Annotated in this window: 16 protein-coding genes; 8 read left to right on the top strand and 8 right to left on the bottom strand. The window is 72.0% G+C overall.

Annotated features, from left to right (window positions below; all coding sequences use genetic code 11):
- Nucleotides 1-28: 28 nt before the first annotated feature.
- From GEV27_RS16155 to GEV27_RS16120, 8 genes are all read right to left on the bottom strand, one after another.
- Nucleotides 29-1,153 (bottom strand): M20 family metallopeptidase, encoded by a 1,125-nt coding sequence (locus GEV27_RS16155; protein ID WP_153651900.1) that lies wholly within the window; start codon nucleotides 1,151-1,153, stop codon nucleotides 29-31.
- On the bottom strand, nucleotides 1,153-4,452 hold the full coding sequence (locus GEV27_RS16150; protein WP_153935089.1) for a serine hydrolase: 3,300 nt from the start codon (nucleotides 4,450-4,452) through the stop codon (nucleotides 1,153-1,155). Before GEV27_RS16150 ends, GEV27_RS16155 begins: the two co-directional genes overlap by 1 nt.
- Nucleotides 4,449-5,195: an ABC transporter ATP-binding protein gene (locus tag GEV27_RS16145; RefSeq protein ID WP_153651898.1), complete on the bottom strand. Its 747-nt coding sequence runs from the start codon at nucleotides 5,193-5,195 to the stop codon at nucleotides 4,449-4,451. Before GEV27_RS16145 ends, GEV27_RS16150 begins: the two co-directional genes overlap by 4 nt.
- Complete coding sequence (locus tag GEV27_RS16140) at nucleotides 5,192-7,123, bottom strand: dipeptide/oligopeptide/nickel ABC transporter permease/ATP-binding protein (protein WP_153651897.1); 1,932 nt, start codon at nucleotides 7,121-7,123, stop codon at nucleotides 5,192-5,194. Before GEV27_RS16140 ends, GEV27_RS16145 begins: the two co-directional genes overlap by 4 nt.
- A gap of 3 nt (nucleotides 7,124-7,126) precedes the next feature.
- Nucleotides 7,127-8,128, bottom strand: coding sequence for an ABC transporter permease (locus GEV27_RS16135; protein WP_309222320.1), 1,002 nt, complete (start codon nucleotides 8,126-8,128; stop codon nucleotides 7,127-7,129).
- A gap of 3 nt (nucleotides 8,129-8,131) precedes the next feature.
- Nucleotides 8,132-9,682 carry an ABC transporter substrate-binding protein gene (locus tag GEV27_RS16130; RefSeq protein ID WP_153935088.1) on the bottom strand — a complete coding sequence of 517 codons (1,551 nt, stop codon included), beginning with the start codon at nucleotides 9,680-9,682 and terminating at the stop codon, nucleotides 8,132-8,134.
- A gap of 24 nt (nucleotides 9,683-9,706) precedes the next feature.
- Complete coding sequence (locus GEV27_RS16125) at nucleotides 9,707-11,089, bottom strand: serine hydrolase domain-containing protein (protein WP_309222319.1); 1,383 nt, start codon at nucleotides 11,087-11,089, stop codon at nucleotides 9,707-9,709.
- A 93-nt stretch (nucleotides 11,090-11,182) separates the two neighbouring features.
- Nucleotides 11,183-13,222, bottom strand: coding sequence for an MMPL family transporter (locus GEV27_RS16120; protein ID WP_309222318.1), 2,040 nt, complete (start codon nucleotides 13,220-13,222; stop codon nucleotides 11,183-11,185).
- A 23-nt stretch (nucleotides 13,223-13,245) separates the two neighbouring features.
- On the opposite strand from GEV27_RS16120, the gene GEV27_RS16115 reads away from it, so the two are divergent.
- The 8 genes from GEV27_RS16115 (at nucleotide 13,246) to GEV27_RS16080 (ending at nucleotide 20,938) form a co-directional block, all read left to right on the top strand.
- Nucleotides 13,246-13,722, top strand: coding sequence for a MarR family winged helix-turn-helix transcriptional regulator (locus tag GEV27_RS16115; RefSeq protein WP_153911786.1), 477 nt, complete (start codon nucleotides 13,246-13,248; stop codon nucleotides 13,720-13,722).
- 48 nt (nucleotides 13,723-13,770) lie between these two features.
- A complete protein-coding gene (locus tag GEV27_RS16110; protein WP_153935086.1) occupies nucleotides 13,771-16,209 on the top strand; it encodes an excinuclease ABC subunit UvrA in 2,439 nt (812 codons plus the stop codon).
- 58 nt (nucleotides 16,210-16,267) lie between these two features.
- Complete coding sequence (locus GEV27_RS16105) at nucleotides 16,268-16,840, top strand: CsbD family protein (RefSeq protein ID WP_153935085.1); 573 nt, start codon at nucleotides 16,268-16,270, stop codon at nucleotides 16,838-16,840.
- Between the two features lie 2 nt (nucleotides 16,841-16,842).
- Nucleotides 16,843-17,502, top strand: coding sequence for a hypothetical protein (locus GEV27_RS16100; protein ID WP_153935084.1), 660 nt, complete (start codon nucleotides 16,843-16,845; stop codon nucleotides 17,500-17,502).
- 96 nt (nucleotides 17,503-17,598) lie between these two features.
- Nucleotides 17,599-18,798 carry a thiolase family protein gene (locus tag GEV27_RS16095; RefSeq protein ID WP_153935083.1) on the top strand — a complete coding sequence of 400 codons (1,200 nt, stop codon included), beginning with the start codon at nucleotides 17,599-17,601 and terminating at the stop codon, nucleotides 18,796-18,798.
- Nucleotides 18,795-19,466, top strand: coding sequence for a 3-oxoacid CoA-transferase subunit A (locus GEV27_RS16090; RefSeq protein WP_153935082.1), 672 nt, complete (start codon nucleotides 18,795-18,797; stop codon nucleotides 19,464-19,466). Before GEV27_RS16095 ends, GEV27_RS16090 begins: the two co-directional genes overlap by 4 nt.
- Nucleotides 19,463-20,149 carry a 3-oxoacid CoA-transferase subunit B gene (locus tag GEV27_RS16085; protein ID WP_153935081.1) on the top strand — a complete coding sequence of 229 codons (687 nt, stop codon included), beginning with the start codon at nucleotides 19,463-19,465 and terminating at the stop codon, nucleotides 20,147-20,149. The genes GEV27_RS16090 and GEV27_RS16085 overlap by 4 nt, the downstream gene beginning before the upstream one ends.
- Nucleotides 20,150-20,152: 3 nt before the next feature.
- A complete protein-coding gene (locus tag GEV27_RS16080) occupies nucleotides 20,153-20,938 on the top strand; it encodes an IclR family transcriptional regulator C-terminal domain-containing protein (RefSeq protein WP_153935080.1) in 786 nt (261 codons plus the stop codon).
- Nucleotides 20,939-21,133 lie beyond the last annotated feature (195 nt).

Below are 21,133 nucleotides of genomic sequence, written 5' to 3'. Positions count from 1 at the left end.
TCCATCCTGCGGAGATTCTCCGGCGGTGTCATGGTCGGCTCCAGTGGGCCGAGCCGGCGAGTGTGGTGGGTGCCGCCAGGAGCTCGGCGACGAGGGAACGGACCAGCTGGGTCCGGTCGAGGATGCGGTCGACGAGCACGTGCTCGTCGTCGGCGTGGGCGCCGCCGCCGATCGCGCCGAGCCCGTCGAGGGTCGGGGTGCCCACCCCTGCGGTGAAGTTGCCGTCGGAGGCTCCGCCGACCGCGGCCGCGGGGACGACCGGCTGTCCGAGCCGCTCGGCGATCGCCCGGACCCGTTCGAGCAGGTCGGCGGAGGCGGCGTGCTCCAGCGGCGGTCTGTTGGGGCCGCCCGTCACGTGCGTGGTCGCACCGTCGAGCACCGGGGCCAGCGAGCGCATTGCGGCGTCGACGCGGTCCTGCTCGGCGAGGCTGCGGACCCGGACGTCGACCGCGAAGACGCCGTCGGCCGGGATCGTGTTGGTCGTGAGACCCGCCCGCGCCGCGGTGGGGGTGACGGTGGTCCCGAGGCCGGTGTCGCCGAGCAGCGCGACCGCGAGCGCCTGGTGCGCGAGCTCGAGGGTCGCGTTGACCCCGCGCTCGGGCTCGAGCCCCGCGTGGGCGGCCCGCCCGTGCACCGCCACGTCGTAGAGCGAGACGCCCTTGCGCTCGGACTTCAGGGCGCCGCCGGGTGCGGCGCCCTCCAGGACGAGTGCGGCCTCCGCGAGCCGGGCCTCCTGCTCGATCAGCCCACGCGACGACGGCGAGCCGAGCTCCTCGTCACCCGTGACCAGCACGGTGACGCCGTCCTGGCCCGCGGCGGCGTGGAAGGCCATCGCGAGTCCCGTCTTCATGTCGAAGCAGCCGGGCCCGCGCAGGACGTCACCCTCGACCGTGCAGGGATGGCTCGCGAGCGAGCCCATGGCCCACACCGTGTCGTGGTGGCCGACCAGGAGCACCCGCGACGGCCCCGTGCCGAGCCGCCAGCGCAGGTGCGTACGCCCCTCGAGCACGATCCGCTCGGGGGCCACGCCCAGCCGGCGCTCGCCCACCCGTGCGACGACCTCGGCCGACCGGGCCACCGCGTCGAGATCCGCCGAGGGCGACTCGCACTCGACCATCTCGCGGGTGTCGGCCACCAGCTCGGAGAGGTCCATCAGCCGACCCGCGGCGTCGCGCGGACACCGAAGTGCAGGTAGCGCTCGCCCGTCGGCAGCTCGAAGAACGTCACCGGGAACCAGGTCTCGGCCTCCGGCGGCTTGGTCAGGAAGATGTTCGGGGCGTACGCCACCAGGGCGTGCTCGTCGACCGGGTCCGCGACCATCTCCGCGAGCGGTCCGACGACCGTGGTCCGCAGGCGGGGCTCGCCGTCGGCGACCAGCACCTCCATCACCACCGACGACCTCTCGTAGCGTCCGACGTACGGGGTGATGTCGTGCTCGACCGGTGGCTCGGGCGGAGCGATCGGGCGGGGCATCGTCACGCCGGCCAGGTCGGCCAGGATCTCGCGGTACAGCGCCTCGTAGAGGTCACGCGCGCCGTCGCTGTTGGTCAGCAGGCTCACGGCCAGGCCCGCCTCGGGCAGGACGCGCAGGAACGCGGACTGGCCGATCGTGTTGCCGTCGTGGCCGTAGAGGCGCTGACCGTCCCAGCCGAAGCGGATCCAGCCCAGGCCCCACGAGTCACCGAGGGAGTGCTTGTCGGGGAGATCGGCCTGGTGCGCGGTCATCGCGGCAGCGGACGCCTCGCTGAGGATCCGCTCCCCGTCGGGGGCGAGCCCGCCCAGCATGTGCATGCGGGCGAACGCCAGGACGTCCGCGACACGCGCCGTCACCAGGCCCGCGGGGCCGATCGAGCGCGGCAGCTGCCACATCGGGGCGACCTGCTTGCGGCCGTCGACCGTCACGTGGCCGACCGCGGCGGCGTGCAACAGTGCGTCCTCGGGCAGCGTGATCGCGCGCTGCATCCCGAGCGGCGTGAACAGCCGGTCGCGCAGCGCCTGGTCCCAGGTCGTACCGGTGAGCCGCTCGATGACGAGCCCCAGCACCGAGAAGCCGGAGTTGCAGTACGACCAGGTGACCCCGAGCGGATGGTTCTGCGCCTCGTCGCCGAGCAGCCCGACGTACTTCTCGAGGCAGTCGTCGCCGCGGCCGGTGTCGGTGAACACGTCGCCGTCGATGCCGCTCGTGTGGTTGAGCAGGTGGCGCAGGGTGACCTGCTTGGTCACCTCGGGATCGGACAGCCGCAGGTCCGGGACGATCTCGACGACCGGCGCATCGAGATCGGCGAGACCCTCGTCGACCAGCTGCATGACGACCGTCGCGGTCCACACCTTGGTGATCGAGCCGATCTGGAAGATCGACTCCTCCGTCACCGGCGCACAGGTGTCGATGTTGAGCACGCCGTGGGACGCGACCACGACCTCCTCCGTGCCGTCCTCGTCGAGCCGCAGGATGCCGAGCTGGGCGCCGGGGACGCCGTAGCGGTCCGCGAGCGCGCGCAGACGCCGCTCCCAGTGGGCCACGTCGAGGCGGGCCCGGCCCCCGCGGACGACGTGCTGCTCGACCCAGTCCACGACCCGGTGGGCGTAGTCGAGACGCTGCGACGGCGGCCCGACCAGGATGAACGCGTGGGAGGCGCCCGGGTAGAGGACGAGCTCGGTGGGCACGCCTCGTGAGCGCAGCGCGCTGTGCCACTGCTGCGCCTGGCCCACGGGGCAGGTCAGGTCCGCGAGCCCGTGCAGGACGAGGGTCGGCGTCGTCACGTTGGTCACGTGGCTCAGCGGCGACATCGCCGCATAGCGCTCCGGGTCGTCCCACGGCGCGCCCCCGAGCTCGTACGTGCTGAGGAAGATCCCGTCGTCCGCCGTGCCGAACTCGCTGACCAGGTCACTCACGACGCCCCCCGCGACGCCGGCCTTGAACCGGTCGTCGTTGCCGGTGAGCCAGGCGGTCATGAAGCCGCCGTAGCTGTAGCCCGTGACCGCGAGCCGGTCCGGGTCCACGAGGCCCTCCGCGACCAGCGCGTCGATCGGCTCGAGGAAGTCGCTCGCGTCGGCCACGCCCCAGGCGCCGTTGACCCCGTCGAAGAACGCCTCCCCGTAGCCGTCGCTGCCGCGCGGGTTGACCAGCAGCACCGACCACCCGCGGGCGACCAGCTCCTGGTGGTACGCGTGCATCTCGTCGGCCGCACCGTTCCACGCGTTGTGGGGGCCGCCGTGCACGTCGAGCAGCAGGGGCCGGGGACCGGTCCGCTCGTGGTCGCGCAGCAGCCATCCCTGCACCGTCGTCCCGTCGCTGATCGAGAACGAGCGCGGTTCCGGGCTGAACAGCTCGACCCCCGCGAGGGAGGCGCCGTGGTCGGTGAGCACGGACTCCTCGCCGGTCGCGAGGTCGAGGGCGACTATCTCGCCGTACGACGTCGAGGTGGTGAGCGCGACGACCGCGGTGCCGCCGACGACCGACAGGCCGGACACGACGCGGTCCTCGCCCGCGAGCACGGGCCGCCCCTCCGGAGCGTCCGGGTAGTCGAGGGCCCACACGTGCGTGCAGCCTCGGTCGCGCAGGCAGAACAGGAGACGGCCGCGGTCGTCGCGCTGCGGGCGGCCGCCCGGGTACGCGGTTGCGCCCGGCATGACGTTGCGGTCCAGCCCCGCGGTGAGGCTGACCGGCTCGCCCCCGTCGAGCGGCACGCGCAGCAGGTGCTGGTGGCCGACCGGATCGCCCGGGTGGCCCACGACGAGCAGGTGCCGGCCGTCGCGGTCGTACGCGACCGTGCCCGCGACGCCCGCGTCGGAGCCGACGACCCGCGGGGTGCCGCGCGGGTCGTCGACGTCCAGCAGGTGCACCGCGGTGCGGAAGGTCAGGTCGCTGTCGGCGCCGATCCGGCGGGTGAACGCGAGCGCCCGGCCGTCGGGTGCCCAGGCGGGCTGGCCCGCGTGCTCGGGGCCGTCGGTGACCTGGCGGCACTCCCCCGAGCCGAGGTCGACGACGTGCAGCTGGTGCCGGATCGGACCGTACATGCCGGCGCCGTCGCTCTGGTAGTCCAGGCGGCTTGCGACGAGGGGTCCGGTGCCGTCCGTCGGGTCGACCGGGGCGGCGAAGGCGATCCGCTCTCCGTCCGGGCTCCACACCGGCGCGCCGGCTCCGCCGGCGAGCTGCGTCAACGGCACGGGCTCCCCGCCGCCGGCGTCCAGCAGGTGCACCTGGCCGGCACGCAGGAACGCGAGCCGTGAGCCGTCCGGGCTCCACACCGGGACCGAGTCCTGCGGGCCGCCGGTCAGCCGACGGGGGCCGCCACCGGACGTGGGCACGATCCACAGCTCGTCGTGGCTGCGGTCGTGCCGGGTGTCGAGGGTCCGCAGGACGTACGCGACCTGTGATCCGTCAGGTGACAGGACCGGCTGCGACGGCACCGCGAGGGCGGTGAGGTCGTCGATGCGCATGCGTCGGGTCATTGAGGACTCCTTCGTCGGGTTCGGCCGGGGACCGCGGCCAGCAGGTCGCGGGTGTAGTCGTGGGAGGGAGTCGCGAGCACCCGGTCCGTCGGGCCCTGCTCGACGATCGTTCCGCGGTGCATGACCGCCACCTGCGCCGCGACGTAGCGCACGACCGCGAGGTTGTGGGAGATGAACAGGATCGACAGGCCCAGCTCGGCCTGGAGCTCGCGCACCAGGTTGAGCACGGTCCCCTGGATCGAGACGTCCAGTGCGGACGTGATCTCGTCCGCGACGACGACCGCGGGGCGCGCCGCGAGGGCGCGGGCCAGGGCGACCCGCTGGCGCTGGCCACCGGACATCTCGGAGGGCCGGGCGTCGGAGCGGACCGCGCCGATGTGGACCAGGTCGAGCAGGCGCGCGACCTCCGCGCGACGCTCGCGGCGACCCACACCCCGCGGCACCGCCTCGGCGACGCTCTCGCCGATGCTCATCCGCGGGTCGAGGGAGGAGAACGGGTCCTGGAAGATCATCTGCACGGGCCGGCGCCGACCGCGTACGGGCACGGGCTCTCCGTCGAGCAGGATCCGGCCGCTCTCGACCGGCGCCAGGCCGACGGCTGCGCGGGCGAGGGTCGACTTGCCCGAGCCGGACTCGCCCACCAGACCCACGATCGCCCCCGAGGGCACCACCAGGCTGACGCCGTCCACGGCGGTCGTCCCGCCGTAGCGGACCGTCACGTCCTCGAATCGCAGCTCGCTCACAGGACGTCCGTCCTCGTCGGCTCCAGCACGATCGACTCACCGGCGTGCCAGCACGCGACCCGCCCGGCCGCGTGGGCCAGCAGCGGCGGGTCCTCCGTGAGGCAGCGCTCGGTCGCGAGGGGGCACCGGGCCGAGTACGGGCACCCGGGCGGCACGTCGGCGGGGTCCACGGGGCGTCCCGGGATCACCGGCAGCGGCTCGTCCAGGTCCGTGTCCATCGACGGCACCGCGGCGACGAGCGCACGGGTGTAGGGGTGCTGGGCCGCGGTCGTCAGCTCCGAGGCGGGCAGGTCCTCCACGATCTGGCCGGCGTACATCACCAGCACGCGGTCACAGACGTCGGCGACCACGGTCACGTCGTGGCTGATGAGCACGAGCGCCACGTCGTCGTCCCGCCGGATCGCCGCGAGCAGGTCCAGGACCTGCTGCTGGACCGTCACGTCGAGGGCTGTGGTGGGCTCGTCGGCGATGATCAGCGCAGGGCTGCCCATCACGCCCATGCCGATCATCGCGCGCTGGCGCATCCCACCGGAGAACTCGTGCGGGAACTGGCGCGCCCGCCGCTCGGGCTCGGAGATGCGCACCGCCGCGAGCCGGTCGACCGCACGGGCGAGGGCCTGCTTCTTGTCCAGGCCGTGGTGGTGCCGGGAGACCTCGGCGAGCTGGGCACCGATCCGCCGGGTCGGGTTGAACGAGGTCATGGGGTCCTGGAACACCATCGCCATCGACGTCCCCAGCACCCGGCGCTGGGCCGTCGTGTCGGGACCCAGGAGGTCCTCGTCGAGGAAGCGGACGCGATCGGCCTCGACCCGTCCCGGATCGTCGATCAGGCGTGACACGGCCAGCGCGGTCAGCGACTTGCCGGAGCCGGACTCGCCCACGATGCCGACCGACTCGCCGCGCCGCACGCCGAAGCTGACGCCCCGGACCGGGCGAACCGGACCAGCCGGGCCGGGGAACGCGACCTCGAGACCCCGGACGTCGAGCACGAGATCGTCCTCGCTCCTCGGCCGGTCGACGCGATCGTGGTCGGACGCCGAGCGCACCGGCGCCGGCACGGGCCGACGGCTCCCCGGGAGCGGGACGCCCGTCGAGACGCCCACGACCTTCGCGAGCGACTCGCCGAACAGGTTGAAGGCCAGACCCGCGATCAGCACCGCGAGCCCGGGAGCGAGCGCGGCGCCCGGATTGACGTACAGCGACCCCACGCCGTCGAACAGGAGCCGGCCCCAGTCGTACGCGGGTGCCTGGACGCCGAGTCCGAGGAAGGACAGCCCCGCGAATGCGAGCAGCGCATTGCCCGCGCCGATCGTGGCGTTGACGATCAAGGGCTCGGCGACGTTGGGGAGCACGTGCCGCAGCAGCACGCGGAAGCGTCCGACACCCGCGATCCGGGCGGCCGCGACGTAGTCACGCGACGCGACCCCCGCGACGAGGGTCTGCACGAGGCGGGCGAACGACGGCGCACCGGCCATGCCGATGGCCAGCACCGCGCCGGTCGCGCCGATGCCGAACACCACCGCGAAGAACAGCGCGAGCAGCAGGCCGGGGAAGGCGACCGCGATGTTGACGCCCGCGACGACCACCCGGCCCGCACGACGTCCGAGGACGAGCGGTGCGGTGCCGAGCACCAGGCCGACCGCGACCGCGATCGCGGTGGCGCTGAGGGCGAGCTCGATCGACAGCCGAGTCGCGACGAGTGTGCGGTAGATGATGTCGCGGCCGAGGTTGTCGGTGCCCGCCCAGTGATCTGCGCTCGGTCCGGCGAGGATGTCGTCGGTGTCGACCGCCCCGGCCGCATCGCTCCACAGGATGGGGGCGACGACCGCCAGCGCGAGGATCAGCACCGTGAGCGCGGCCGTGGCCAGGCCGAGGGGGGTGCGCAGCACCGCGAGGAAGCGGCCACTCGTCTGCTGGCTGCGGCTCATCGCTCAGTCCTCCCTGATCAGGGAGCGCGGGTCGAGCAGCGCCAGGGCGATGTCGACGAGGGTGTTGATGAGCAGGACGCCGATGCCGTACATCAAGATGATGCCCTGCACGACGGGGTAGTCCTTGTTGAGGATCGACGACACGATCGTGCTGCCGAGACCGGGCCACGCGAACACGTTCTCGACCAGCACCGTCCCGGCGACCATCGAGCCGAGCAGCAGGCCCGAGAGGGTGAGCGCCGCCGTGAGGGCGTTGGGCAGGGCGTGCGAGAGGTAGACCCGCGAGGACGGCAGGCGCTTGGCGCGCGCCGTGCGGATGAAGTCCGTCTGGAGCGTCGTCACCATCTCGATGCGGATGATCCGGGCCAGGATCGCCGCCGGACCGATCGCCAGGGAGATGACCGGCAGCACGTACGCCGCCGCGGTGTCGTTGCCCGCGACCGGCAGGAGGTCCAGGCGCACGCCGAAGACGTAGACGAGAGCGACGCCCACCATGAAGTCCGGGATCGTGCCGAGGACGACGCTGGTCGTGGTGAAGCCCAGCTCGGTGCGCCGGCCGTGACCCCGACGGGTCAGCACCCCCGCAGCGACGCCGAGCGGGACGGCCACCGCTATCGCGAGCAGGAAGCCGAGCGCCGCGAGGGCCAGCGTGGCGGGCAGCCGCTGTGCGATGACGTCCGAGGTCGCGGTCTGCGAGATCAGCGAGGTCCCGAAGTCGCCGCTGAACAGGCCCTTGAGGTAGTGGGCGTACTGCGCCCACAGCGGGTCGTTCAGGCCGAGCGACTCACGCTTGGCCTCGACCAGCTCGGGGGTCGCGGTCGAGCCCAGGGCGCCTCGCACCGGATCGCCCGGGATCAGGTGGATCATCAAGAACGCCGCGGTGACCAGCACCCACAGGGAGACCACCAGACGTCCGAGGCGACGCAGGGCGAACCGGACCCACGGGTGGGCAGACCTCCCCACCCGTGGGGCCGGCACGACCGCTGCGGTCTCGGCGACGGTCACGGCTCAGTTCGCCAGCATCCGGATGCTCGTGGGCACCATCTGGCCGGGGTAGTCGAACGTCGCCTTGGCGCGGTACGCCTTGCCGATCGAGTTCGCGAACGGGATCACGTCCGCTGCCTCGACCAGCGCCGACTCGGCCTCGAGCCACGTCTCGCAGCCCTCCTGGCCGTTCATCGCGGACGCCTTCTGGACGCCGGCCTCGTAGTCGTCGTTCGTGATGTTCGCGAAGTTCGTGCCGTCCGGCGTGGACGGGCCCGACAGGAACGGGACCAGCTGATCGGGGCTGTTGACGTTGACCGGCAGCCACGCGATGTCCCAGTTGCCGGTCCCGAAGACCGTCTCCTGGATCGCCGTCACGTTCTGGCTCTTGGCCTTGACCGTGACCCCTGCGGCCTTCCACTGCTCCACCGCGAGCTCGGCCGCGGCGCTGACGCCGCTGCCGCTCGCGGGGTTGTAGACGAACGTGAGATCGGGCAGGTCCGCAGCGGAGAGCACGGCCTTGGCCGCGTCGACGTCCTGCTTCGGCAGGGCGCCGGAGACCGAGTCCCCGGGGCACGCGACCGGGTCGAGGGCCGCGAAGGTCGTCGCCGGCTTGCCGCTCCCGCCGGTCAGGACCTTCTGCAGCTCGGGCAGGTCGAGCGCCTGGGTCAGGGCGAGCCGCACCTTCGGGTCGACCGTGGGCCGGCCCTTCGTCTGGTTGTACCACTGCTCACCGGTGAGGGTCGCGGTGTCGTACGTCGTGAGCTTCGCCGCGTCGAGGCGCTTGCGATCCGTGCCGCTGACGATCGCCCCGTTGAGGCCGTCCGACAGCAGCAGGTTCGCGGCGGTCGACTCGTTCTCGACGATCTTCATGACGATCGTGTCGGGCATCCCCTTGGTCGCGGTGGTCGCGCCGTCGGGTCCCCACGTGTAGCCCTCGCGGATCGAGTACGTGTACTGGTTTCCCGGCTCCGCCTTGGTCAGCTCGTAGGGGCCGGTCCCGGCGGAGGCCTTGGCCAGCGCGGTGCGGTCCTTCAGGCCGTCCGCGCACACGATCGCGATGTTCGACAGGCCCTGCAGCACGAAGGGCGCCGGCGCGGCGAGCGTGATCGTCACGGTGCGCGCCGCGTCGTCGGCCTTGGAGGTCGCGCCCGCCGGCAGGAACGCCCCGAGCAGGGGGCTCTCGTTCTTGGGGTCCGCGATGTAGTCGAAGTTGGCCACGACGTCGGAGGCCTTGAGCTCGCTGCCGTCCGAGCAGGTGACCCCCTCGGCCAGGGTCGCCGTCACGGTTGTGCCCTTGACGTCCCACTTCGACGCCAGGCCCGACTCGATCGTGCCGTCGTCGAAGTTGGTGTTGAACAGGTGGTCGTACGACAGCTGGCTGATGCTGAACAGTGCGCTCGAGACCGAGGAGTGCGGATCCAGGTTCCCCGGATCCGCGTTCAGCGCCATCGTGAACGTGCCACCGTCGACGATCTCGGCGTCGTCCTTGCCGCCGCCGGATCCTCCACCGCCGCACGCCGCCAGGACGGACGCGGTCAGACACAGCCCCACGGTTGTCGGGATCAGTTTCATCGAAGTTCCTCTGTCTCGCGCGGGTCAGGCGCGCCGGATGGCGCGACCGATGTGCAGGTACTGGGCGTGACCGGCCCCGTCGTCGCCCAGGAACCAGTGCGGCATGTGCATGCCGTGCTCGCCCTGCAGCGGGATGAGGCTGTCGTCCCGGAAGTGGACGAGCTCCTGCGGCGGCTCGTGCTCGGCCATGTCGGCGAACATGCCCTTCAAGGTCGTCTCGATGAAGATGCGGCCGTCGTCGTCCTGCGTGACGACCAGGTCCATCACGTCCGCGGAGTACGTGCCGACGTACCGGCTCGCGTCGATGCGCTCGGGCTCGCTCGGCGGTGTGGGCAGCTCGGGAAGCCGGGTGTCGGAGAGCTCGTCGACGACCCGCCCCACGATCTCGTGGTAGAGCGAGATCACGTCGCCGCCGTTGACCAGCAGCGCGACCGCGAGGCCCGCCTCGGGCACCATCCGCAGGAAGCCGTTCTGTCCGATCGTGCTGCCGTCGTGGCCGATGACGTCGCCCGTGGCGATGTCGAAGCGCTCGAATCCGAGCCCCCAGGAGGAGCCCATGATCCCGGTGTACGGCACCTCGACCGCGCGGGCCTGCATCGCGGCGGCGGTGCCGGGTGCGAGGACCTGGGTCCCGTCGGGCGCCCGGCCGTCCTCGAGGTGCATGCGGGCGAACGCGACCAGGTCCCGCGGCCGCATCGCGAGCATCGACCCGGCCGGGGCGTTGGAACGAGCCATCGCCCAGACCGGCGCGGGCACGTAGCCGGAGTCCGGTCCGGTCTCGATGTGGCCGACCGCGGCGCGGAACAGGATCGCCTCGTAAGGGCCCGACGCCGCGTGGGTCAGGCCGAGCGGTGCGATCACGTGCTCACGGAGGGCCGCGTCGAACGTCGTGCCCCGGAGCACCTCGACGAGGCGACCGAGCACGCAGAAGCCGGCGTTGTTGTAGGAGAACTGCTCCCCCGGAGCGAACAGCTGCGGGACGTCCTCGAGCAGCGCGACGTACTTCTGGATGCAGTCGTCACCCGTGCCGGTGTCCGTGAAGATGTCGCCCTCGAAGCCTGCGGTGTGGTTGAGCAGCTGGCGCGTCGTGATGACCGCGGCCGCTGACTCGTCCGCGATGCGGAACTCCGGCAGGTACGTCCGGACGGGCTCGTCCAGGTCGACCAGTCCCTCGTCGACCAGCTGCATCACCAGGGTGCTCGTCCAGAGCTTGGTGATCGAGCCGATCTGGAACACCGAGTCCGCCGTGGCGTCCACGCCGGTGGCCTTGCTGAGCACACCTGCGGCTCCGTCGACGACGTCGCCGTCTTTGAGCACGGCCCACGCGGCTGCGGGGACGTCGTGCTTCTCGAGGAGCGCAGGGAGCTGCTCGTCGAGCCAGGTCTTCGTGTCGTTGAGGTCGGTCACCTCTTGACCGTAGGACTCTTGTGCCCCCAGGTGTTCGTACGCTGCTACGAGCTCAGGCGGCCTGCCATGTCGGCGCGGACGAACTCCCGCCCGTCAGCGGCGGCCCGGGTGGCTCGGCCACCAGAACCGCTCGCCGATCAGCGTCGCGAGGGCCGGCACCAGGAGGCTGCGGACGACCAGGGTGTCCAGCAGCACGCCGATGCCGACGATCACGCCGATCTGGGTCAGCGTCACGAGCGGCAGCACGCCGAGCACCGCGAACACCGCAGCCAGCACGATGCCCGCACTCGTGATGACGCCGCCGGTCACGGCCAGTGCTGTCGTCATCGCCCCGGCGATCGGCTTGTCGGCCGCCTCCTCGCGGGCACGGGTCGCCAGGAAGATGTTGTAGTCGACACCGAGCGCGACGAGGAAGATGAACGCGAACAGCGGCACGGGCAGGTCGAGCGCCGGGAAGTCGAAGAAGTGCGTGAACACGAACCACCCCGCCCCCATCGCCGTGACGTACGTCGCGACGACGGTCAGCACGAGGACGACGGCCGCCACGATCGAGCGCAGCAGCACCACCAGGATCGCCATCACGATCACGAGCACGAGGGGGAAGATCAGCATCCGGTCGTGCGCGGCGGCCGCCTTGGCGTCGAGGTCCTGCGCGTCACCGCCGCCGACCAGCACCCCGTCGTCGAGGTCCGCCCGCAGCCGGTCGATCGTGTCCGCGGCGCGATCCGAGCCACGGTCGCTGTCGAGCACGACGTTGAGCTCGGCCCACTTCTCCGAGGCGGGACCCGGCATCACGCTCGAGACGCCGTCGACGTCCTCGAGGTCGGCGATCACTGCCTTGGCCTGATCGGGCTTCGCGAGCACGACCGTCGGCTCGGCGAACCCGGCCGGGAACGCCTGGGCGAGGGTCTCCTGGCCCAGCACGGACTCGGGGGTCTCGCGGAAGCGCTCGTTCTGGGTCAGCCCGACCTGCAGGCCCGATCCCCCGACAGCGAGGATCGCCAGGAGGGCGAGGGAGCCTGCCACGAACGTCTTGGGCCGGCTGACCACGGCCGCACCGACGCGCGCCCAGACCCCGTCGCGGGACGGGTCCTTCTGGCCAAGACGCGGGACGAACGGCCAGAACAGGCCACGACCGAACAGGACCATCGCGGCCGGCAGGGCGATCAGCCCGAAGATCACCGCGACGACGATGCCGATCGCGGCGGACCAGCCCAGCGCCCGGTTGGTCTGGGTGTCGGCGAACGACAGGGTCAGCAGGGCCAGGGTCACGGTGCCCGAGCTCGCGAGGATGGCGGGCGCGGCCTGCCGCCACGCGGCCCGCATCGCGACGAAGCGGCTCTCGTGGCGCCTCAGCTCCTCGCGATAGCGGGCGATGAGCAGCAGCGCGTAGTTGGTGCCGGCACCGAACACCAGGACCGACGTGATGCCGGTCGTGGAGCCGTCGACGTCGTAGTCGAAGACCTGGGTCGCGGTCGCGACCGCGAGGGCCGCGACGCGGTCGCCGACCGCGACGACCACCAGCGGCACGAGCCACAGCCACGGGCTCCGGTAGGTCACGAGCAGCAGGAGCGCGACGACCAGGGCCGTCGAGATGAGCAGTCGGACGTCGGCGCCCGCGAAGACGTCCTTGAGGTCGGACTCGAAGGCCGGACCTCCCGTGACCTCGGCCACGACCCCGTCGGGCAAGGACCTGTCCACGGTGGAGCGCAGCGAGTCGATCTTCTCCGCTCCGGTCGACTGCTTCAACGGCACCGCGAGCAGCGCGACCTTCCCGTCGTCGGAGAAGACCGGCTTGAGAGCGTCGTCGGTGACCGAGACGGACTCCAGCTTCGAGGCCAGATCGGTGACGGCCTGCTTCTCCTCGCCGTCGAGTGCCTTGCCGCCGTCGCGACTCACCACGACGATCGCCGGGGACACGTCGCTGGACGGCAGGGTCTGCTGCAGGCGTGCCACGGTGGTGGAGTCGGCCGAGTCCGGCAGGCCCGCAGTGGGTGCGTTGGACTCCCTGGCCTCGGGCGCCAGGGCGAACATCGCGCCTGACAGCAGCACGAACAGCAGGGTCACGAGGATCGCGGCGCGGAGGCCGGGCCCGCGCTTCTGGTCTTTGCTTCCGTCATCGAATGATTCCACGATGGAAATAGTACGATTGAGTCATGACCGCCGCCAATCGGCGTGGTGCGGGATCCCCCGCCGCCACCGAGCTCGTGCGCCAGCTGCGCATGTTCACCGCTGAGGTCGAGCGGTACGTCCTCGAGATGAGCCACGTGCACGCGATGCACCGCACGGACCTCGCGGCGATCGGCCTGGTCATGGATCGCGGCACCACCTCGCCCAAGGACATCAGCGACGGCCTCGGGCTCAGCCCGTCGGCCACCAGCGCGATGCTCGACCGGCTGGAGCGGGCCGGCCACGTCCGGCGCGAGCGGGCCGAGACCGATCGCCGCTCCGTACGCGTCGAGATCACCGACGACGCGCTCGCGGTCGGCGGCTCGATGTTCGGCATCCTCGCCAAGCACATGCGCCAGGTGCTCGGCGCGCACGACGAGCAGGACCTGGCACGCGCCGCGACCCTCATGCAGGAGCTCAACGCGGCCGCTCGCGCCGCCCGCGACGAGGCCGCCGCCACCTGAGACGACCGTCGTCACGCGGGACGCACCCGCGCGGGCTAGGTTGAAGGGATGCCCGACAGCCGACAGACCGATCTGCACGGAACTCCCCTCCCGGCCGGCTCGTCCGGATGGATCCGCGTCCGGGGGGCCCGGGAGCACAACCTGCGCGACGTCCACGTGGACCTGCCCCGTGACTGCTTCGTGGTGTTCACGGGCGTCTCGGGCTCGGGCAAGTCGTCCCTCGCCTTCGGCACGGTCTTCGCCGAGTCCCAGCGGCGCTACTTCGAGTCGGTCGCCCCGTACGCCCGTCGCCTCCTGTCGCAGGTGGGTGCGCCCGACATCGACACGATCGACGGCATGCCGCCGGCCGTGGCCCTGCAGCAGGCACGCGGCGCCACCAGCTCGCGGTCGTCGCTCGGGACGCTCAGCTCGCTGTCGGACGTCCTGCGACTGCTCTACAGCCGGGCCGGCACCTACCCCGAGGGGGCCGAGCACCTGCCTGCCTCCGCGTTCTCGCCCAACACCGCGGTGGGCGCGTGCCCCACGTGCCACGGCAGCGGCGTCTCGCGCAGCACGACCGAGGAGCTGCTGGTCCCCGACCCGAGCCTCTCGATCGACGAGGGGGCGATCGGCGTCTGGGCCAACCGCGCGTGGGTCGGGCTGAACGTGCGGCGCATGGTCACCAAGCTCGGCATCGACATCCACGCCCCATGGCACACGCTGCCGCAGGAGCAGCGTGACTGGCTGCTGTTCACCGACGAGGAGCCCCGGATGCTCCTGCAGGGCAACAAGCAGGGCGAGGCGAGCCAGTACCACGGGCACTGGTCCTCCGCGGAGAAGTACCTCATGCGCAATCTTGCCAAGACGCAGTCCGCGACCCAGCGCGAGAAGCTCGAGGCCTTCCGCGCCGAGGGACCGTGCCCCACGTGCCACGGCAAGCGGCTGCGCCCGGCCGCCCTGGCGGTCACCTTCGCCGGGGTGGACATCGCCGAGATGGCAGCGATGCCCCTGTCGCAGGTGTGCGCACTGCTCGACACAGGGCTGGAGCAGCAGGCGCGGGGCACCGACCGCCACGGGGCCGCGGCGGCCACCGCGGCCCGGTCGCTCGTCAAGGACTTCGCGTCCCGGGTCGAGGCGATCATCGGGCTCGGTCTGGGCTACCTGTCGATGGACCGTTCCAGCACGGCCCTGTCCCCCGGCGAGCTGCAGCGCGTACGTCTTGCGGGGCAGCTGCGCGCCGGCCTGTTCGGCGTCCTGTACGTGCTCGACGAGCCGTCCGCGGGCCTGCACCCGGCAGACTCCGAGGCCCTCTACGCGGCGCTGCGTGAGCTCGTCGCGGCCGGCAACTCCCTCTTCGTGGTCGAGCACGACCTGTCGATCGCCCGACACGCCGACTGGGTCGTCGACGTGGGTCCCAGCGCGGGTGTCCTGGGCGGCCACGTCGTGCACAGCGGGCCGCCGGCCGGCCTCGAGAGCGTCACGGACTCCGTGACGGCCGAGTTCATGTTCGACCGCACCCCGTCGCCGACGCTCGCGGCGCGTGAGCCAGCCGCCTGGCGTGAGCTGAAGGGGCTGTCGCTGCACAATCTGCAGGACGTCAGCATCCGGCTGCCGATCGGCGTGATGACCGCGATCACCGGCGTCTCGGGGTCGGGCAAGTCCTCGCTCCTGACCGCGGTGGTCGAGCGCCTCGAGGCGGACGCGGGGACCGACCGCGAACCGCAACGCATCATCTCGATCGACCAGCGCCCGATCGGCCGGTCGCCACGGTCGAACCTGGCGACGTACACCGGACTGTTCGACGCGGTCCGCCGGCTGTTCGCGGCCACCCCGGCCGCGAAGGAGCGCGGCTGGGCGGCGGGCCGGTTCTCGTTCAATGTCCCGGCCGGGCGCTGCCCCACGTGCGAGGGCGAGGGCTTCATCGCGATCGAGCTCGTCTTCCTGCCGACCAGCTACTCGGTCTGCCCCACCTGTCAGGGCTCGCGCTACAACCCCGAGACCCTCGAGGTGCACTACCGCGAGAGAGACATCGGGCAGGTGCTGGCGATGACCGTGCAGGAGGCGGCGGCGTTCTTCGAGGACGTGTCGGCCGTGCACCGCTCGCTCTCGACGCTGCTCGACGTCGGACTGGGCTATCTCACCCTCGGCCAGCCTGCGACCGAGCTGTCCGGCGGCGAGGCCCAGCGGATCAAGCTGGCCACCGAGCTCCAGCGCCCCCGCCGCGAGGGCACGGTCTTCGTCCTCGACGAGCCCACCGGCGGGCTCCACCCGGTCAACGTGCGCGACCTGGTCCGCGTGCTCGGCCGGCTCACCGACACGGGTGACACCGTGGTGGTCGTCGAGCACGACATGCAGGTCATCGCGGCAGCGGACTGGGTCATCGAGCTCGGGCCGGGCGGCGGCGACCGTGGCGGCACGATCGTGGCCGCGGCGACGCCCGCGGACCTGCTCGACGACGGCAACAGCATCACCGCCCCCTACCTTCGCCGCGCGATCGAGCGCACGTGAGGCCCATGTCACAGCGGTGAGAGGGTGTCGGTCCCTGGAATTTGGGCACTTTTGAGTCATGAGCCATGACAACGGTCACGACGACAGTCACGACAACAGTCACGACAAGGACACCGCAGCAGGGGCCCGTGAGGGACTGTTCGACAGTGTCGCGGGCAAGGCCAAGGAAGTCGCCGGTGCAGTGACCGGCAAGGACGAGCTCGTGGAGGAGGGACAGCTCCAGCAGGCGGCCGCACAGCAGCGCAGGTCGGCCGTCGCCGAGGAGGCGCTGGCCGACGCGAAGCGGCAGGCCGCCGCGGACGAGCTCCGCGAGACCAACCACGAGGCGGCGGCGGAGGCCGAGGCCGTCCACGACCGCGCGGACGCCGCCCAACGCGCGGTCGACCGCGACCGAGCGCAGGAGCACGCGGACGCCGAGCGCATCGCCGCCCAGCAGGAGGCCGTCGGCCGCCGGGCTGCCGAGCAGGAGGCCGACGAGGTCGAACGCCGGCGGGAGCGCGACGCGGTCGCCCTCGCCGAGCAGGCGACCAGGACCGAGCAGCAGGCAGCTGCAGACCGGGCGCGCCTCGAGCGAGAGGCCGCCGTCGCCGAGCAGGAGGCCGCGCGACTGCGCGGTCAGAACAGGAGCTGACCATGTCCGCCATCTCAACCCTCATCTCCCTCCCCTACGAGCTGGCCCGACTGCCCCTCGTCACGATCGATCACGGCCTGGCCGGCCGCCTGCCCGAGACGTCGGCACCCCGCACCGTCCTGGACCGGGCCATCGGCACCGCGGACAAGATCGCCGGGGCCGCGCTGCACAACGACAGGATCGCGACCCGTGGGGCCGATCGCCTCGACCGCACCGAGAGGGCTGCCCGCGCCGAACGTCTCGAGGAGCAGGCCGAGGCTCGTCGCGCAGAGGCTCGTGTGGTCGCGGAGGCGGGTCGCCAGCAGGCCGCCCGTCAGCGCAAGCAGGCTGCGGAACGCGCGGCGTCCGCACCCGCCGCGGCGGACCGCGCCGAGCAAGCGGCCAAGGAGCGCGCCGCCGCTCGGGCCGCGGCCACGGAGGCGCGCAAGAAGAAGGCCGCAGACCAGACGGCCGCCGAGCGCACCGAGACGACCCGCCAGCGCAAGCAGCGCGTCGACCGGGCCGCCGAGGACAAGAAGGCCGCGGCCCGCCGCGAGGCCAAGGCCGGGCTCGACGACGCCAGGGAGTCGGCGCAGGCAGCAGCCGAGGACCGACGTGAGGCAGACGTCCTCAGCGACCTGACCGAGGCCAAGAAGGAGAAGCGCCGCGCGGAGGACGGCTGACCGGCCCCTCGGTTCCGTGGACGCCTGGGAGACCCGGGGGTACTCTTGCGCTGTCCGCCTGATGAACAGGCGTTCGTATAGCGAACAGGATGGTCCATGTCCTCCTATCTCTACGCCGCCACCCGCACGCCCTTCGGCCGGTTCGGGGGCGCGCTGGCGGGCGTCCGTCCCGACGATCTCGCTGCCACCGCGCTGACCGGTGTGCTCGCCAAGGCGCCCGGCCTGGAGCCGGCCGCGCTCGACGAGGTCTTCTGGGGCAATGCCAACGGCGCGGGTGAGGACAACCGCAACGTGGGACGCATGGCGGTGCTGCTGGCCGGGCTGCCGACCTCGGTGCCCGCGACGACGGTCAACCGGTTGTGCGGGTCCAGCCTCGACGCGGCCATCATGGCCTCCCGCGCGGTCGAGACCGGCGACGCCGACCTCGTCGTCGCGGGCGGGGTGGAGTCGATGACCAGGGCGCCCTGGGTGCTGCCGAAGCCGGCCCGCGGCTTCCCGGCCGGCGACGCCACCGCGGTGTCGACGACCCTGGGCTGGCGCCTGGTCAACCCTCGGATGCCCGAGGAGTGGACGATCTCGCTCGGCGAGGCCAATGAGCAGCTGCAGGAGAGGTTCGCAATCGAGCGGGAGCGCCAGGACGCGTTCGCGGCCCGTTCCCACGAGCTGGCCGCGAAGGCCTGGGCCGAGGGCTTCTACGACGACCTGGTGACGCCCGTGGAAGGCGTCGACCTGGCTCGCGACGAGTCGATCCGCGAGGGCACGACGACCGACACGCTGGCCGGCCTCAAGACGGCTTTCCGCCCCGGGGGCACGATCACCGCCGGCAACGTGTCGCCGCTCAACGACGGGGCCGCGGCGCTGCTGATCGGATCGGCCGGCGCCGCCTCGGCCCTCGGCCTGGACCCGATCGCCCGGATCGCTGGCCGCGGGGTCCACGCGCTCGATCCCCAGGACTTCGGCTTCGCCCCGGTCGAGGCCGCGAACGCTGCCCTGCGCCGGGCGGGCATCGCGTGGTCGGACGTCTCTGCGGTGGAGCTCAACGAAGCCTTCGCAGTGCAGTCGCTCGCGTGCGTCGACGCCTGGGGCATCGACGGCGAGATCGTCAACGCGAAGGGCGGCGCGATCGCGATCGGGCACCCGCTCGGCGCGTCCGGCGCCCGCATCCTCGGCACGCTCGCGAAGCGGCTCACCGAGTCCGGGGACCGATGGGGTGTCGCAGCGATCTGCATCGGCGTCGGCCAGGCCCTGGCCGTCGTGCTCGAGAACACCCGCACGTCCGAGGCGGCGGCCCGATGAGCCGCGTCGTCGAGTCGGCCCGCGAGGCCGTCGAGGGCATCCAGGACGGCTCGACCGTCCTCGTCGGCGGCTTCGGCATGGCCGGCATGCCGGTCATGCTGATCGACGCCCTCATCGACCAGGGGGCCACTGACCTGGTGGTCGTCAGCAACAACGCGGGCAACGGTGACGCCGGTCTTGCGGCGCTGCTGGCGGCCGGCCGGGTCCGCAAGGTGGTGTGCTCCTTCCCGCGGCAGTCCGACTCGTACGTGTTCGACGAGCTCTACCGCGCGGGCAGGATCGAGCTCGAGGTGGTGCCGCAGGGCAACCTCGCCGAGCGCATGCGCGCCGCCGGGGCCGGCATCGGGGCCTTCTTCTGCCCCACCGGCGTCGGGACCCCCCTCGCCGAAGGCAAGGAGATGCGGACGATCGACGGGCGCGACTACGTCCTCGAGCTGCCGATCCGCGGAGACGTCGCGCTGATCGGCGCCCATGCGGGCGACGAGATGGGCAACCTCGTCTATCGCCGGACCGCCCGCAACTTCGGGCCGGTCATGGCCACCGCCGCAGCCGTGACAGTCGCGCAGGTCACGCAGGTCGTCCCCGTCGGCACGCTGGATCCCGAGTCCGTCGTCACCCCCGGCATCTATGTCGATCGGATCGTCCAGGTCCGCCAGGAGGCATCATGACGATTCCCGTCACCCTCGACCGGACCATCGAGCACACCGACCGCGGGCCGCTGTCCCGCGACGAGATGGCCGAGATCGTGGCCTCGGACATTCCCGACGGAGCCTTCGTCAACCTCGGCATCGGTCAGCCGACCCAGGTGTCCAACCACCTCGCCCACGACTCGGGGGTCGTCCTGCACACCGAGAACGGCATGCTCGGCATGGGACCGGTCGCGACAGGCGACCAGATCGACCCCGACCTCACCAACGCCGGCAAGGTGCCCGTGACCGAGCTGCCCGGCGCCTCGTACTTCCATCACGCCGACTCCTTCGCGATGATGCGCGGCGGCCACCTCGACGTGTGCGTCCTCGGGGCGTTCCAGGTCTCCGAGCACGGCGACCTGGCCAACTGGCACACCGGCGCACCCGACGCGATCCCCGCCGTCGGCGGGGCCATGGACCTGGCCATCGGCGCGAAGGACGTCTTCGTGATGATGACGCTCTTCGCGAAGGACGGCGTCGCCAAGATCGTGCCGCAGTGCACCTATCCCCTCACCGGCCTGGCATGCGTCAGCCGCGTCTACACCGAGCTCGCGACGTTCCTCGTCGGTCCGAACGGTGTCACGGTCGCGGAGACGTTCGGCACGACCGTCGACGAGCTGGCCACCCGCCTGGACGTCCCGCTTCGCCGGCTGGGAGCCTGAGCCATGCCCGACCAGCCACCGCCCGCAGGCGACCAGTTCGTCCAGTCGCTCGCCCGGGGGCTGTCGGTCATCCGGGCGTTCGACCACGACCACCCCGAGATGACGCTCAGCGAGGTCGCAGCCCGCGTCGGCTTCAGCCGCGCGACAGCGCGCCGCTTCCTGCACACGCTGGTCGAGCTGGACTACGTACGCACCGACGGCCGCACGTTCGCGCTGACCCCCCAGGTGCTCCGGCTGGGCACGGCCTACCTGTCGGGACTTGCGCTCCCCGACGTCGCGCAGCCCCATCTGGAACAGCTCTCCGCCACGGTGGGTGAGTCGACGTCGGCGGCCGTGCTGGACCGTGACGACGTCGTCTACGTCGCCCGGGTGGCCACCCGGCGCATCATGAGCGTCGGCATCACCGTCGGCACGAGATTTCCGGCCTATGCCACCTCGATGGGCAGAGTGCTGCTCGCCGCGCTGCCGACCGAGGAGCTCGAGACGTACCTCGCCGAGGTGACGTTGCGCCCCCTCACCCCGCATGCGCTCGCTGACGTCGAGGCGCTGCGCGATGAGCTCGCCCAGGTCCGTGACCGGGGCTGGGCAGCTGTCGACCAGGAGCTCGAGCCGGGACTGCGCTCGATCGCTGCTCCCGTCCGCAACAAGGAGGGGGCGGTCGTCGCTGCCCTGAACGTGTCGGCATCGACCTCGTCCGTGGGCGTCGACGACCTGGTCGGTGCCGCTCTGCCGGCCCTGCTCGAGACCGCGGCCCGGGTGGGCGACGATCTGGCGCTCACCCGACCCTGAAGAACGCACAAAGGGCCCCCACAGTCACCTGTGGGGGCCCTTGTGGGTGTTCGTGCACCGACGCTCTTGGTGCACAAACAGCAGCGAGGCCGCCCCAGTGGGGCGGCCTCGCGCTAATGATTGTCCGGCGACGTCCTACTCTCCCACACAGTCTCCCGTGCAGTACCATCGGCGCTGAGAGGCTTGACTTCCGGG

It is taken from the genome of Aeromicrobium sp. S22, from assembly GCF_009661045.1.
Lineage (GTDB): Bacteria > Actinomycetota > Actinomycetes > Propionibacteriales > Nocardioidaceae > Aeromicrobium > Aeromicrobium yanjiei.
This window is presented reverse-complemented; position numbering and strand designations above follow the sequence as displayed.

Bases quoted from the DNA above. Each gene is read 5' to 3' on its own strand.
- GEV27_RS16155 (WP_153651900.1), bottom strand. From the start codon at position 1,153: ATGGACCTCTCCGAGCTGGTGGCCGACACCCGCGAGATGGTCGAGTGC.
- GEV27_RS16150 (WP_153935089.1), bottom strand. From the start codon at position 4,452: ATGACCCGACGCATGCGCATCGACGACCTCACCGCCCTCGCGGTGCCG.
- GEV27_RS16140 (WP_153651897.1), bottom strand. From the start codon at position 7,123: ATGAGCCGCAGCCAGCAGACGAGTGGCCGCTTCCTCGCGGTGCTGCGC.
- GEV27_RS16130 (WP_153935088.1), bottom strand. From the start codon at position 9,682: ATGAAACTGATCCCGACAACCGTGGGGCTGTGTCTGACCGCGTCCGTC.
- GEV27_RS16115 (WP_153911786.1), top strand. From the start codon at position 13,246: ATGACCGCCGCCAATCGGCGTGGTGCGGGATCCCCCGCCGCCACCGAG.
- GEV27_RS16110 (WP_153935086.1), top strand. From the start codon at position 13,771: ATGCCCGACAGCCGACAGACCGATCTGCACGGAACTCCCCTCCCGGCC.
- GEV27_RS16105 (WP_153935085.1), top strand. From the start codon at position 16,268: ATGAGCCATGACAACGGTCACGACGACAGTCACGACAACAGTCACGAC.
- GEV27_RS16100 (WP_153935084.1), top strand. From the start codon at position 16,843: ATGTCCGCCATCTCAACCCTCATCTCCCTCCCCTACGAGCTGGCCCGA.
- GEV27_RS16095 (WP_153935083.1), top strand. From the start codon at position 17,599: ATGTCCTCCTATCTCTACGCCGCCACCCGCACGCCCTTCGGCCGGTTC.
- GEV27_RS16090 (WP_153935082.1), top strand. From the start codon at position 18,795: ATGAGCCGCGTCGTCGAGTCGGCCCGCGAGGCCGTCGAGGGCATCCAG.
- GEV27_RS16085 (WP_153935081.1), top strand. From the start codon at position 19,463: ATGACGATTCCCGTCACCCTCGACCGGACCATCGAGCACACCGACCGC.
- GEV27_RS16080 (WP_153935080.1), top strand. From the start codon at position 20,153: ATGCCCGACCAGCCACCGCCCGCAGGCGACCAGTTCGTCCAGTCGCTC.